A 13,280-nucleotide genomic window follows, 5' to 3' on the forward strand; every position below is an offset into this window, starting at 1 on the left:
AGGGCTGCGAGGGCCGGGCACGCCTGAGTGGAACACCACGGGTGTCAAACCGCCCTCGACACACCCGTCACGTTCCACCCGCTCCCCGGTTGGCGCGATCTTGCACTCACGATCCCCGCGAACTCGAGCAAAAGGGGCGGAACGCGGGCCGCAAGTGCAAGATCGGCGGCGCGAGACGGCCCGGGCCGCGCGAGACGGCCCGGGCCCGCGCGAGAAGGGCGGGCCCGCGCGAGACGGGCAGGACTCGGCGGAGAGGCGGGCGGGGCTAGAGGGCGATGCCGAGGAGGGCGTCCACCGTGTCGCGGAAGAGGGCCGGGGCGGTCTCGTCGTCCGTGACGCCGTTCAGGGCGCCTTCGGCCCAGCGGTCTGCCGCCGCCAGGGCACCCGGCGTGTCCAGATCGTCGGCCAGGCGCTCGCGTACCTCGGCCAGCAACGCCGCCCCCGACGGCCCGGCCGGCGCGGCGGCGGCCCGCCGCCACCGACCCAGCCGCTCCTGCCCCTCGGTGAGCAGCTCGTCGGTCCAGGAGCGGTCGCTGCGGTAGTGCCCGCTCATCAGCGCCAGCCGGACCGCCATCGGGTCCACCTTGTCGGCCCGCAGCCGGGACACGAAGACCAGGTTGCCCTGGGACTTCGACATCTTCTCGCCGTCCAGGCCGATCATGCCCGCGTGCACGTAGTGGTCGGCGAACGGCGCCTCGCCGGTCAGCCGCTCGGCGTGCGCGGCGGAGCACTCGTGGTGCGGGAAGATCAGGTCGTTGCCGCCGCCCTGCACGTCGATCCGGTCGCCGAGCAGGTTCAGCGCGATGACTGTGCACTCGATGTGCCAGCCCGGACGGCCCGCGCCCAGGTCGCCGCCGGGCCAGGACGGCTCGCCCTCGCGGGCGCCGCGCCACAGCAGCGGGTCGAGCGGGTCGCGCTTGCCGGCGCGCTCCGGGTCGCCGCCGCGCTCGGCGAACAGCTCGATCATCTGCTCGCGGGTCAGGTTCGACTCGTAGCCAAAGCGGGGCGCGGCGGAGACGTCGAAGTAGACGTCGCCGGTGCCGTCGTCGAGCTGGTACGCCGCGCCGTCCTTGAGCAGCATCAGCACCTTCTCGGCGATGTCCGGGATCGACTCGACCGCGCCGACGTAGTGCGCCGGCGGGATCATCCGCAGCGCCTCCATGTCCTCGCGGAACAGCGCGGTCTCCCGCATGGCCAGGACCTTCCAGTCCTCGCCGTCGCGCTCGGCGCGCTCCAGCAGCGGGTCGTCGATGTCGGTGACGTTCTGCACGTACCGCACGTCCAGGCCGGCGTCGCGCCACATCCGCTGCACCAGGTCGAACGTGATCATGGTGGCGGCGTGGCCGAGGTGCGTCGCGTCGTACGGGGTGATGCCGCAGACGTACATCGAGGCCGCGCCCTCGGGCCGGCTGGGATGGGCGCCCTGCCGCGCCGAGTCGTACAACCTCAGCGACACGCCCTCGCCGGGCAGCCGTGGCACGTCATGTCCCGCCCAAGACTCCATGACCGCCAGCCTAACGATCTGTCAGACGCTTGGGTGCCGCCCTACGGGTGATCAACGCGACAGCGGCTCACATCGGTGGCCAGGGCATCGCCGGCCACTCCTGCGGCGGCAGCGGGAACCGGCCGCTCTCGCGCAGCCGCTCCACCCGTTCCGCCAGCGCGGCCAGCTCACCGATGGTCAGGTGCTCGGCCAGTTCCTCGCCGAGCGGCCCGCCCAGCTGCCCGGCCAGGCCGTCGAGCATCTCCACCGCGTCCGGCGGCAGCTCGCGACCGGCCCAGCCCCACAGCACCGTACGCAGCTTCTCCTCGGCGTGGAAGCTCACGCCGTGGTCGACGCCGTAGATCCGGTCGTCCGGGCCGACGAGCACGTGCCCGCCCTTGCGGTCCGCGTTGTTGATCACCGCGTCGAGCACGACGAGCCGGGCCAGGCGGGGGTCGTCGGCGTGCGCCAGGGCGTACGCCGCCCCGTCGTCGTCGCGGGCCGCGGCGACCGGGAACCAGCGCGGCGGGATGTCCCGCGCCGGCACGAAGCCGACCAGCGGCTCGGCGTCGTCCGGCTCGTCGATCCAGAGCTGGCACGAGCCGGGACCGAACGGCCCGTCGCGCAGCACGGTGGGCGGCACCAGATCCCACCCGGTGGCCCGGGACACCAGGTAGGCGGACACCTCCCGGCCGGCGAGCGTGCCGTCCGGGAAGTCCCAGAGCGGGCGCTCGCCGCGTACCGGCTTGTAGACGCAGTGCGCCGACACGTCGCCGAGCGTGATGACGCCGCGCAGCGTCGCGTTGGAGGCGTCGACGAGCCGCCCCTCCAGGGTCAGCTCACCGTCGGCGAGCAGCCGCAGCGCCTCGGCGCCGTCCTGTCGGGGCTGCAGTTCCGACGAGGTCACCGGTGATAGCCGTTGTGCCGGGGGCAGAGGTGACCGGCCGGGTCGAGCGGCTGGCCGCACAGCGGGCAGGGGGGCCGGCCGGCGTTCACGACGCGCTTGGCGCGTTCGATGAACTCGCGGGTCGCCTCCGGGGTCAGCCGCACCCGGAGGCGGTCGAGGTCGTCGTCCGGCTCGTCCGGGTCCTCGTCGGCGTCGTCGTCCGCGTCGCCCAGCTCGACCTCGACCTCCGCCTCACCGACGGCGATCGCCTCGATCACCACGGTCGCGGTGTCCACGTCGAAGGCCAGGCCCAGCGTGCCGACCCGGAACTCCTCGTCCACAGGCGTGTCGAGCGGCTCGTTGTCACCGGTCACGGTGGTGACCGGCTCCGGCAGCTTCACGCCGAAGCGGCGCTGCGCCTCGGCGAGCAGCTCCTCGAGCTTCTCGGCGAGCAACGACACCTGGACCTTCTCCAGCGACACGCTGACCAGCCGGCCGCCGCCGCGCGCCTGGAGGAAGAACGTGCGCTCCCCCGGCGGGCCGACCGTACCGGCGACGAACCGCTCCGGCGGCTCGAAGGCGTGCACCTGGTGCGTCATACCCACGACCCTATCCGGCGTGCGGAAGCACCGCGCAGCCCACCGACGCCGAATCCGCCCAGAGCGAACGCGCCGCGCGCGCCCGGCTCACCCGGCCGCGCCCGCGCCTCCGCCGACCGCCGCGTCGGACTCCGCCGCCCGCGCCGGGCGCCGGCGCCGCTTGCGCGGCGGCGGGACCAGCGCCGACAGGTCACCGCCGGTGTCGTTGAGCCGGACCAGGAACGGCCGCAACGGGGTGTAGCGGATCGCCGTCACCGACGCCGGGTCGGCCACGATCCGCTGAAAAAGATCAAGGTGTACGCCGAGCGCGTCCGCCACGATCGCCTTGATCACATCACCATGGCTGCACGCGAGCCAGACCGCCTCCGGCCCGTGCTCGGCGGTGACCCGCGCGTCCCACGCCCGTACCGCGGCCACCGCGCGCGCGGACATCGCCGCCATCGACTCCCCCCGCGGGAACGCGGCGGCGCTCGGGTGCTGCTGGACCACCGGCCAGAGCGGCTCCTTCGCCAGCTTCTTCAGCGACTGCCCCTCCCAGTCGCCGTACCCGCACTCGATCAGCCCCTCGTCGACGACGGGCTCGGTGCCCGGCAGCGCCAGCTCCAGGGTCTGCCGGCAGCGGATCAGCGGGCTGGTCACCACCGCCGCCAGCGGCAGCCCGGCGAGGCGCCCGCCGACCGCCGTCGCCTGCGCCCGGCCGGTGTCGTCCAGCTCGACCGGTTGCCGCCCGGCCAGGCCACCGTCGGCGTTCGCGGTGGTCCGGCCGTGTCGCAGAAGCAGAAGGGTCGCCACGCTGACCACCCTAGGCGGTACGTCCCCCGATGATCGTCCCGCCACGACACCCACCGCCTCCCCGCCCCCGCACACCGGTCCCCGACCTCCACCCGCCGGCGTCGATCATGAAGGTAGGTCGAACAAACCGGACACCAACCCGGTCAACACCAGCGCCCCGAGGCAGCGGCGGCCCGTTCCAGGCGGAGATCTTGGAAGGAATGGGCCCCCACGAGGGCCGTTTCCTTCCAAGATCTCCCGTAGTGGTGGGTGTGCCGGGACCGGGTGGGGTTCGTCGGGGCCGCTCGCGTCCGCCCGGCGGCGGATGGAGATCTTGGTACGTTCCCGCCCCTCCGAGGGCCGGTCCGTACCAAGATCGCTAGCGCATCTCGCTCGAGGTCAGCTCGCTTCGGCGTCCACCCTCAGCGGCCCCGGTTTCCCGGTCGATCATGAGGTTGGCGGCGACAAACCGGACACCACGGGCGGTCAACCTCATGATCGACGCTTCCGGGCGCGGTCGGGTGGGCCTGGGGCGGGGCGGTGGGCGGGGATGCGTGGGGTGTCGGGTTTCCGGTGGTCGGGGACACCTGGGTGGCGGAATCGGGGACGGCGGCGGGGCGTTATACCTGGTGCACGACCGCAGCAGCGCCCCCGCAACCCGATGAGGCGCGGGCGGCAGCGCCCGGGAATGGTCCCGGGGCGGCGGTCGTTGGACATGTCTCCGGCGCGACCAGTGAGCCCGCACGCCATCCCCGGCGTCCGCGGCCCGCGTGAGCAGACGCCGGATCCCCCGAAGACCTTTTTGAGCGCCTGACGGTGCCCACGCACCCACCCCCGGGTGCGTCGACCCCCGAACGGAGCCCCCCATGAACAGCATTCTGCGTAAGAGCATCCTCGGTATCGCCGGTCTGACCGTCGCCGGTGGCCTCGCCGCCGGCCCCCTCAACCACGACACCAGCACCACCCCGGTGCGGGACGCCGCCGTCACCACCCAGGCCGCGAAGCTCGACACCGCCGCGCTCATCCCGCACGGCGTGCAGGGCACCCAGTCCCACATCGACCTCAACGACGAGCAGACCGCCAACGTGAAGGCGATCATCGCCGCCACCAAGAAGGCCGGCATGGACGAACGCGCCGCGGTCGTCTCCATCGCCACCGCCCTGCAGGAGTCGAAGCTGGAGAACCTCGGCCACCTCGGTGACCGCAACGACCACGACTCGCAGGGCCTGTTCCAGCAGCGCCCCTCCTCGGGTTGGGGCACGGTCGAGCAGATCACCGACCCCGAATACTCCACCACCGCGTTCCTCAAGGGCCTCAAGCAGGTCGACGGCTGGCGCGACATGCCCCTGACCAAGGCCGCCCAGACCGTCCAGGTCTCCGCCTACCCCGACCACTACGCCCAGTGGGAACAGCAGGCCGCCGACCTCGTCGCCCAGCACTGGAACAGCTGATAGGACAAAACGAAAGGCCGGCACCCCGAACCAACGGGGTGCCGGCCTTCTCGCGTGCCAGGAGACAGCGTCAGGTGGCGCTGATCGTGCCGGTCGCCAGCAGGCAGATGACCAGGCTGCCCAGCGCCACCCGGTACAGCACGAAGACGTACAGCGTGTGGTGGGCGACGTAGCGCAGCAGCCAGGCGATGGCCGCGTACCCGACGGCGAACGCGATGAGCGTCGCGACCACCATCTGCGCCACGCTCGGCGCGGCGGTGCCCGGCGCGGACGGTTCGAAGACGTCCGGCAGGCTGAACAGGCCGGAGATCACCACGGCCGGGATGGCCAGCAGGAACGAGTAGCGGGCCGCGGTCTCCCGGGTGAGGTTGAGCAGCAGGCCGGCGGTGAGGGTGCCGCCCGAGCGGGACACACCCGGGATGAGTGCCGCGGCCTGCGCGAAACCCATCACCACGCCGTCGCGCATCCGGAAGTTCTCCAGCGTGCGGGTCTGCCGGCCCCAGTACTCGGCGAAGGCCAGCGCAATCGCGCCGAGGATCAGCGTGGTCGACACCAACCGCAAGTCACGGCCGGCGGTGCGGATCTGGTCCTTGAAGATCAGCCCGAAGATGCCGATCGGGATGGTGCCGACGATGACGTACCAGCCCATCCGGTAGTCGAGGCTGGACCGCACCGAGCGGTCGACCAGGCCGACGAACCAGGTCCGGACGATCCGCCAGATGTCCTTGGCGAAGTAGATCAGGACGGCGGCCTCGGTGCCGAGCTGGGTCACCGCGGTGAACGACGCGCCCGCGTCCCGGCCGAAGAACAGGGCCGAGGTGATCCGCAGGTGCCCGGACGAGGAGACCGGAAGGAACTCGGTCAGTCCCTGGACCAGGCCCAGGACGACGGCCTCGATCCAGGTCACTCGCCGACTCCGGACAGCTCCAGCGCCTCGGCGACGGTACGCAGGGTCTGCACCCCGCTCTCCCGGTCGGCCACGAACAGCGACACCGACAGCGTGGTCACGCCCGCGGCGGCGTACTCCCGCATCCGCTCGGCGATGCGCTCCTTCGGGCCGAGCAGCGAGGTGCGGTCGATGAACTCCATCGGTACGGCGGCGGCCGCGTCGCGCTGCCGCTTGGCCAGGTAGAGGTCCTGCACCTCGCGGGCCGCGTCGCCGTAGCCCATCCGGGTGGCGAGCTGGTTGTAGAAGTTCTGCTTGCGGCTGCCCATGCCGCCCACGTACAGCGCGGCGTACCAGCGCACCAGCTCGGCGCAGGTGGCGATGTCGTCGCCGACCACGACCGGCACGGACGGCACCACGTCGAAGCCGGCCAGCTCCTTGCCCGCCGCCGCGCGGCCGGCCCGGACCGAGGCGAGGTGCTCCTCGGCGAACTCCGGGGAGTAGAAGACGGCCAGCCAGCCGTCGGCGATCTCGCCGGCCAGCTCCAGGTTCTTCGGGCCGACGGCGGCCAGGTAGATCGGGATGTGCTCGCGCGGCGGGTGGAAGCCCAGCCGCAGCGCCTTGCCGGGGCCGTCGGGCAGCGGCAGCGTGTAGTGCTCGCCGTCGTACGCGACCTCCTTGCGGGCCACCGCCAGCTTGACGATGTCGACGTACTCCCGGGTGCGGGCCAGCGGCTTGGCGAACCGCACGCCGTGCCAGCCCTCGGAGACCTGCGGGCCGGACACGCCCAGGCCGAGCCGGAACCGGCCGCCGGAGAGCGTGTCGATGGTCGCGGCGGTCATCGCGGTCATGGCCGGGGTACGGGCCGGGATCTGCATGACCGCGGAGCCCACGTCGATGCGCTCCGTCTGCCCGGCGATCCAGGCCAGCATGCTCGGCGAGTCCGAGCCGTACGCCTCCGCGGCCCAGACCACCGAGTAGCCGAGCCGGTCCGCCTCCTGGGCCAACGCCAGGTGGTCGAAGGGCGTGCTCCACGCCGTCTGGTATCCGAGGTTGAGCCCGAGTCGCACTGATCCTCCCACCGTCCGCACCACAGGTCGCATCAGGTTACGCAATGAGGGTGGCACCCTCGACGTCCGGCTCGCCCCGAACATGTCACACCGGGTGGAGGTCGCGCGGGAAGTCGACTGCGGCGAGGATATCCGTGACGCCGGGTTCGAAATAAGGTTCACCCATGCAACAGCGACCGCTCGGCCGAAGCGGGCTGGCGGTATCGCGGCTCGCGCTCGGCACCATGACCTGGGGACGGGACACCGATGCCGACGACGCGGCCGCCCAGCTGAAGAGTTACCTCGACGCGGGCGGCAACCTCGTCGACACCGCCGACGTGTACGCCGACGGCGACGCCGAGTCGGTGATCGGCTCGCTGCTGGGCAGCCTGGTGGACCGCGACGAGCTGCTGATCGCCACCAAGGCGGGCCTGCGGCCGGGCAGCCGCCGCCGGGACGGCTCGCGCGGGCACCTGCTGCGCACGCTGGACGCCTCGCTGCGCCGGCTGGGCACCGACCACGTCGACCTGTGGCAGGTGCACGGGTACGACCCGGACACCCCGCTGGAGGAGACGCTCTCGGCCCTGGACCACGCGGTGTCCAGCGGGAAGGCCCGCTACGTGGGTGTGTCGAACTTCTCCGGCTGGCAGACCGCCCGGGCCGCCGCCTGGCAGGCCGCCTGGCCGGGGCGCGCCCCGGTGGTCGCCGCGCAGGTGGAGTACTCGCTGCTGGAGCGCGGCGTGGAGCGGGAGGTGCTGCCCGCCTGCGCGGGGATGGGGCTCGGCGTGCTGCCCTGGTCGCCGCTGGGCCGGGGTGTGCTCACCGGCAAGTACCGCAACGGCCGCCCGGCCGACTCGCGGGCGGTGTCGCCGCACTTCGAGCGTTTCGTCGCGACGTACCTGGAGCCGCGCTGCTCCAGCATCGTGGAGGCGGTCGCCATCGCGGCCGGCGGGCTCGGCGTGTCGCCGCTGGAGGTGGCGCTGGCCTGGGTGCGGGACCGGCCGGGCGTGACCGCGCCGATCCTCGGCGCCCGCACCGTCGGGCAGCTGCTCGGCGCGTTGCAGGTGGAGCGGATGACGCTGCCGGAGGAGATCGTCACGGCGCTGGACGACGTGTCGGCGGTGCCGGTGGGCTACCCGGAGCGCGACGGCTGAGCCGCGCCGGAGCGATCCGGGTCACCCGCAGGGGGTGGCGGAGGGCCCGCGAGCTGGGCAGCATAGGGGCATGGACTACGAATACGCGCCGCTGCGGTTGCCCTCGAACGTCGATCGGCTGACCGCCGCGGCGCAGCTGGCGATCCAGGCCGAGTTCTCCGGCTGGGAGCTGGCCCGGGTGCGGCTCTACCGGGACGGCACGCGGCAGGTGGTGCTGCGGCGCCGCCTGGTCAACCAGTCACAGCCGGGCCTGTCGTACTGACGAGGGGCCCGTCCCCGGGGCCGCGCGACGCGGCGCCGCCCCGGGGACGCGTACGGCCTAGTGCGCGTGGTCGTGCTCCTCGTCGAGCTCCATGAACGGGTGCTCGTCGAGCCGGCCGACCAGCCGGTCGTCGGCGGCCGGCTGGAACGGGCCGACCGGGTCGTCGTCGTCGAACGACTCCAGGTCGACCGGGGTGCCGACCTCGCTGACCATCACCACACCGTCCAGCGGCTCCAGCTCCGGCACGTCGAGCGCGGACAGCGAGCCGTCGCCGCTCTGCAGCAGCTCCAGCACCGCCTCGCCGACCCCCTCCACCGGCGCCGGCTCGTCCTCCTCCGGGGTGCCCTCCCGGCGGGCCGCCTCGGCCGCGCGCAGCAGCGCGGCGACGCTGGGCACCCGGTAGTCGCGCCGCTGCCGCACCGAGATGACCCGCGGGTGCGGGTCGGTGGGCTCGCCGCCCTCGACGGCGCCGAAGCGCTCGTCGGCCTCGTCCGGGTCGATCGACTCCACGTCCCAGGGCGTCACCTCGCCGAACGCGTCGAGCAGCTGCTCGTCGTAGGCGAACGAGGCGTTGTTCAACGCGACGTACGCCTGCCAGACGGCGTCGTCGTCGATCCGGCCCTGGGCGGCCCGGACGGCGGCCAGGTGGGCGCGGGCCGCGTCGATCACCCGCTCGAGGGCGGCGTCCAGCTCACCGTGCTGGTCGGTCATGTGTGGCAGTCCCTTCGCGATGGGGGGTCCGCGCCGGCGGCGCCGCGGCGGGCGCGGTCAGCAGGTACGGAGGAAGCGGTCCAGAACCCGCACGCCGAACTGTAGTCCGTCCAGTGGAACCCGCTCGTCGATGCCGTGGAACAGGCCGGAGAAATTGAGGTCGGCGGGCAGCCGCAGCGGCGCGAACCCGAAGCAGCGGATGCCGAGCTGGGAGAACGCCTTGGCGTCGGTGCCGCCGGAGAGCATGTACGGCACCGGGTGCGCGCCCGGGTCCTCGGCGCGCAGCGCCTCCGACATCCGCGCCACCAGGTCACCGTCGAACGTGGTCTCCAGGGCGGGCTGGCGCTGGACGTACTCGATGGCGATGTCCGGCCCGACCAGCTCGCGCAGCTGCCGCTCCAGTTCCTCGCTCTGCCCGGGCAGGCTGCGGCAGTCGATGGTGGCGGTGGCCCGGCCGGGGATGACGTTGTCCTTGTAGCCGGCGGCCAGCCGGGTCGGGTTGGCGGTGTTGCGGACGGTCGCGCCGATGATGTTGGCGATCGGGCCGAGCTTGGCGATCGCGGTCTCCGGGTCGTCCGGGTCGATCTCGATGCCGAGCACGTCTGCGACCTCGGCCAGGAACGCCCGTACGGTGTCGGTCATCACCACCGGGAAGCGGTGCCGGCCGATCCGGGCGACCGCCTCGGCGAGCGCGGTGACGGCGTTGTCGTCGTGCACCATCGAGCCGTGGCCGGGCCGGCCCTTGGCGTGCAGGCGCAGCCAGTCGATGCCCTTCTCGGCGGTCTCGATCAGGTAGAGGCGGCGCTGCTCGTCGACCGAGTAGGAGAAGCCGCCGACCTCGCCGATCGCCTCGGTGCAGCCGTCGAACAGGTCGCGGTGGCGCCGGGTGAGGAAGTGCGCACCGTAGTCGCTGCCGGCCTCCTCGTCGGCGGTGAAGGCGAGCACCACGTCGCGCCGGGGGCGGACGCCGGTGTGCTGCCAGTCGCGGACCACCGCGAGCACCATCGCGTCGAAGTCCTTCATGTCGATCGCGCCGCGGCCCCACAGGTAGCCGTCGCGGATCTCGCCGGAGAACGGGTGCACCGACCACTCGTCCGGGTCGGCGGGCACCACGTCGAGGTGGCCGTGCACGAGCAGCGCGTCGCGGCCGGGCTCGGTGCCGGGGATCCGGGCGACCAGGTTGGCCCGGCCGGGCGCTGATTCGTGGATCTCGGCGTCCACGCCGACCTCGGCGAGTTTCTCCGCCACGTACTCGGCGGCGCGCCGCTCCCCCACGCTGGTGTCGTTGTCGCCGGTGTTGGTGGTGTCGATGCGCAGCAGGTCGCGGCAGAGGTCGACGACCTCGTCGGTGGCGTCGGGTCGGGCAGGGGTGGCGTCGCTCGTCATCGCTTCCTTATACCAGCAGGTGAGGTGGTCGCGGGCCGCCGGTGGCGGGCGGCGGTTTCGCGGATCGCCGGGACGGGTACCGCCGGACCGCCCGGACATCGACTCCCGCCGTCACGAGGAGGGCACCATGACCGTCCCCCTGCCGCCGCTGCCGCCCGCCGCCGACGACGCGTACCGGCCGGGTGGGCGCAGCGTCGCCGACCTCGTGGACACCGAGCACCGGGCGCTGCTGGGGCTGGCCGACCGGGTGACCGATCCGGCGCTGGACGCCGCCGGCCGGCGCGAGGTGCTCGACGTCCTGACCGCGGCGGTGTCCCGGCACCTGTCCGCCGAGGAGCAGTACCTGTTCCCGGCGGCCCGTGCCGCGATGCCGGACGCCGCCGAGCTGGTCGAGCGGGAGATCGAGGCCGACGCCGGGCTGCTGACCGCGCTCAAGGAGCTGTCCGGCGCCGACGACCCGGCGGTCGCGGACGTGGCCGAGCGGGTACGCCGGCACGTCAGCCGCGTCGCGGCGCTGGTCACGCCGCTGCGCGAGGTGGCCAGCGACGCCGAGCTGATCCGGCTGGGCAACCGGTGGGAGATCGCGGAGGAGGCGGCGCCGACCCGCCCGCACCCCGGCACGCCGGCCACCCCGCCCTGGAACAAGATCGTCGAACCGGCGGTCGGGGTGCTGGACAAGGTGCGCGACGCGGTCACCGGACGGCGTACCCGGCTGAGCGACCTGGAGCATCGCCGCGAGGGGTGAGCCGATCGACCCTTCCGTGTATCGGTTCGTGGTCCTACCGTCACGGTATGGATCTGGAGCTGCGACACCTGCGTGTGGTCTGCGCGATCGCGGAGACGGGGAGCGTCACCAAGGCCGCCTCGGCGCTCGGCCTGGCCCAGCCGGCGCTGACCGCCCAGCTTCAGCGGATCGAACGGGCGCTGGGCGGGCCGCTGTTCGAGCGGGACCGCCGCGGCGCCCGCCCCACCGCGCTGGGTGAGCTGGTGCTGGACCGGGCGCGGGTGCTGCTGCCGGCGATGAAGGGCCTGCGGGACGAGGCGGCCCGGATGGCCGGTGCGGGCGATCCGCTGCGCCGGTACCGCTTCGGCGGGGTGAACAGCCCGATCCTGGGCCGGCTGGTGCACCGGCTCGCCGCCGAGCGGCCGGACGCGCAGATCACCACGTACGGCTCCTGGTCGGTGGACGAGCTGGCGCAGATGGTCGCCGGCGGCCGGCTCGACTTCGCGCTGACCGGCGTGTGCGGCGACTCGACGCCGTCGGCGGGGTTCGGGCTGAGCTGGCGGGAGGTGGCGGTCGAGCCGATCTGCGTGCTGCTGCCGCAGACCCACCCGCTGGCCGGCCGCGCCGAGGTCGACCTGGTCGACCTGCGGCGCGCGCGGTGGGTGGCCGCGCCGGGCGACGGCTGCTTCGGCGACTGCTTCGCCGCGGCCTGCGCCCGCGCCGGCTTCACCCCGAAGAAGGTGTACGAGGCGGACGTGCGGGCCGCGCTGGACCTGGTGGACGCGGGCGAGGCGGTGGCGTTGTGCCAGGCCACGTTCCGTCCGGTGGCCGGGCTGGTCACCCGCCGGCTGGCCGGCACACCGCTGCGCTGGCGGCTGCTGCTGGGCTGGCACCCGGACGTGCCGGCCGCGGCGGTGGCCGAGCCGGTGCTGGCGGCGGCGGTCGCGTCGTACACCGACGCGCTGGCCAACCATCCGGAATACCTGGGCTGGCTGCTGGCGCACCCGGAGTTCGGCGTGCAGCCGAACGGCTCGGGCGGGGTGCGAATCGCCTGAACCCGGGTATCACCGGCGACATGACTGATCTGTATCCGGCCGCCGACCAGCGGGAGCTGCTGCGCCAGGCGGCCACCGCGCACACCACCGCCTCCGCCGAGGTGGAGGCGTTCCTGCGCCGGTTGCCGGAGGTGCCGGGCCCGGCCGACGTGACCGAGTACGCCAACCTGCTCAGCCGCGAGGAACGCGCCCGGGCCGACCGGCAGGCCGCGGCGGACGCGGCCGGGCTGCGGCTGCCCAGCCTGGAGTCGGAGTAGCGGGCGGCGCCCGGGCGGGTGGTCCGCCCGGGCGCCGCCGTGCCGGCTCAGCGTTCGACGAGGACGTCGTGACCGAGGTCGAGCAGGGCGTGGCGCCACTCGTCGTCGGCGTTGCCGCGGCTTGGCCGCTGCGCGGTCAGCTCCCGGATCCGGCTGATCGCCTCCTGCATCACCTCGATGTCCTCCGGCGTGAGGTCGACCTTGCGCTTGCGCAGCACGGCGAGGATCTGCCGGCCGGGCTCGGGCAGGCCGAGGTCCGGATCCGGGCCGAACGCCTCCTCCCCCGAGCCGCGGGTCAGCAGCCACTGCCGCAGCGTCTCGGAGGGCACGTTCACCTCGGCGTGGAAGTCGTCCCAGATCACCTCGACCTCGGGGTCGAGTCGCGCCTCGCGTACCATCACGCCTCCTCTCCCGGCGGCGGCCCGGGTGCCGGCTCGCCCTCGTTCGGTGTGTGCTGCTTCAGGCCCTCCGGCGGCACCCGGACCCGGGACGGGTTCGCCGTCGGTGCCGCCTCGATCGGTCCACCGGCCCCGGTGTCGTCGTCGGGGACTTCCTCGGGTTCGGTCATGTCCGCCCTCCGGTCCTTCGGTGACGGCACGTCCCGGC

The 13,280-nt window shown here is 73.4% G+C and carries 16 protein-coding genes; 6 read left to right on the forward strand and 10 right to left on the reverse strand.

Translation table 11 applies throughout. The features are described 5' to 3' along the window. Positions 1–265: 265 nt before the first annotated feature. The 4 genes from mshC to ABIH81_RS25105 all read right to left on the reverse strand — a co-directional run bounded on the left by mshC (position 266) and on the right by ABIH81_RS25105 (position 3,769). Positions 266–1,504, reverse strand: a complete 1,239-nt coding sequence (gene mshC, locus ABIH81_RS25090; protein ID WP_349877336.1) for a cysteine--1-D-myo-inosityl 2-amino-2-deoxy-alpha-D-glucopyranoside ligase — start codon at positions 1,502–1,504, stop codon at positions 266–268. Between the two features lie 67 nt (positions 1,505–1,571). Then, entirely contained in the window at positions 1,572–2,390 is an 819-nt protein-coding gene (locus tag ABIH81_RS25095) for an SCO1664 family protein (RefSeq protein ID WP_349877337.1), read from the reverse strand. Beyond that, entirely contained in the window at positions 2,387–2,968 is a 582-nt protein-coding gene (locus ABIH81_RS25100; RefSeq protein ID WP_013286077.1) for a DUF3090 domain-containing protein, read from the reverse strand. The genes ABIH81_RS25095 and ABIH81_RS25100 overlap by 4 nt, the downstream gene beginning before the upstream one ends. A gap of 87 nt (positions 2,969–3,055) precedes the next feature. Continuing rightward, positions 3,056–3,769, reverse strand: a complete 714-nt coding sequence (locus ABIH81_RS25105; RefSeq protein WP_349877338.1) for a histidine phosphatase family protein — start codon at positions 3,767–3,769, stop codon at positions 3,056–3,058. An 836-nt stretch (positions 3,770–4,605) separates the two neighbouring features. Between ABIH81_RS25105 and ABIH81_RS25110 the strand changes: the two genes are divergently transcribed. Then, on the forward strand, positions 4,606–5,190 hold the full coding sequence (locus ABIH81_RS25110) for a hypothetical protein (protein ID WP_349877339.1): 585 nt from the start codon (positions 4,606–4,608) through the stop codon (positions 5,188–5,190). A gap of 70 nt (positions 5,191–5,260) precedes the next feature. On the opposite strand, the gene ABIH81_RS25115 is transcribed toward ABIH81_RS25110, so the two are convergent. Both ABIH81_RS25115 and ABIH81_RS25120 read right to left on the reverse strand, forming a co-directional pair. Beyond that, positions 5,261–6,097, reverse strand: coding sequence for an undecaprenyl-diphosphate phosphatase (locus tag ABIH81_RS25115; RefSeq protein ID WP_349877340.1), 837 nt, complete (start codon positions 6,095–6,097; stop codon positions 5,261–5,263). Then, positions 6,094–7,146, reverse strand: coding sequence for an LLM class F420-dependent oxidoreductase (locus tag ABIH81_RS25120; protein WP_135239927.1), 1,053 nt, complete (start codon positions 7,144–7,146; stop codon positions 6,094–6,096). Before ABIH81_RS25120 ends, ABIH81_RS25115 begins: the two co-directional genes overlap by 4 nt. A gap of 164 nt (positions 7,147–7,310) precedes the next feature. Here ABIH81_RS25120 and ABIH81_RS25125 point away from each other — a divergent pair, with 164 nt between their 5' ends. Together ABIH81_RS25125 and ABIH81_RS25130 are read left to right on the forward strand one after the other, a co-directional pair. Next, the gene (locus tag ABIH81_RS25125; protein ID WP_013286071.1) at positions 7,311–8,279 is read left to right on the forward strand and encodes an aldo/keto reductase; all 969 of its coding nucleotides are present in this window, start codon (positions 7,311–7,313) and stop codon (positions 8,277–8,279) included. Positions 8,280–8,349: 70 nt separating this feature from the next. Then, positions 8,350–8,541: a DUF5703 family protein gene (locus ABIH81_RS25130; RefSeq protein WP_030274256.1), complete on the forward strand. Its 192-nt coding sequence runs from the start codon at positions 8,350–8,352 to the stop codon at positions 8,539–8,541. 57 nt (positions 8,542–8,598) lie between these two features. On the opposite strand, the gene ABIH81_RS25135 is transcribed toward ABIH81_RS25130, so the two are convergent. Then, on the reverse strand, positions 8,599–9,252 hold the full coding sequence (locus ABIH81_RS25135) for a hypothetical protein (protein ID WP_013286069.1): 654 nt from the start codon (positions 9,250–9,252) through the stop codon (positions 8,599–8,601). 57 nt (positions 9,253–9,309) lie between these two features. Then, the gene (locus ABIH81_RS25140; protein ID WP_349877342.1) at positions 9,310–10,638 is read right to left on the reverse strand and encodes a M20/M25/M40 family metallo-hydrolase; all 1,329 of its coding nucleotides are present in this window, start codon (positions 10,636–10,638) and stop codon (positions 9,310–9,312) included. 127 nt (positions 10,639–10,765) lie between these two features. Here ABIH81_RS25140 and ABIH81_RS25145 point away from each other — a divergent pair, with 127 nt between their 5' ends. From ABIH81_RS25145 to ABIH81_RS25155, 3 genes are read left to right on the forward strand one after another with little or no spacing between them, the layout of a single operon-like run. Continuing rightward, the gene (locus ABIH81_RS25145; RefSeq protein ID WP_349877343.1) at positions 10,766–11,383 is read left to right on the forward strand and encodes a hemerythrin domain-containing protein; all 618 of its coding nucleotides are present in this window, start codon (positions 10,766–10,768) and stop codon (positions 11,381–11,383) included. Between the two features lie 47 nt (positions 11,384–11,430). Next, positions 11,431–12,417: a LysR family transcriptional regulator gene (locus ABIH81_RS25150; RefSeq protein WP_349877344.1), complete on the forward strand. Its 987-nt coding sequence runs from the start codon at positions 11,431–11,433 to the stop codon at positions 12,415–12,417. Between the two features lie 20 nt (positions 12,418–12,437). Further along, on the forward strand, positions 12,438–12,674 hold the full coding sequence (locus tag ABIH81_RS25155; RefSeq protein ID WP_013476980.1) for a hypothetical protein: 237 nt from the start codon (positions 12,438–12,440) through the stop codon (positions 12,672–12,674). 47 nt (positions 12,675–12,721) lie between these two features. On the opposite strand, the gene ABIH81_RS25160 is transcribed toward ABIH81_RS25155, so the two are convergent. Next, a complete protein-coding gene (locus ABIH81_RS25160; protein WP_349881194.1) occupies positions 12,722–13,072 on the reverse strand; it encodes a DUF3140 domain-containing protein in 351 nt (116 codons plus the stop codon). Beyond that, positions 13,072–13,242 carry a hypothetical protein gene (locus tag ABIH81_RS25165; protein WP_349877345.1) on the reverse strand — a complete coding sequence of 57 codons (171 nt, stop codon included), beginning with the start codon at positions 13,240–13,242 and terminating at the stop codon, positions 13,072–13,074. The genes ABIH81_RS25160 and ABIH81_RS25165 overlap by 1 nt, the downstream gene beginning before the upstream one ends. Positions 13,243–13,280 lie beyond the last annotated feature (38 nt).

The organism is Micromonospora sp. HUAS YX12 (assembly GCF_040215685.1).
In the GTDB taxonomy this organism is placed as follows: Bacteria; Actinomycetota; Actinomycetes; order Mycobacteriales; family Micromonosporaceae; genus Micromonospora; species Micromonospora tulbaghiae.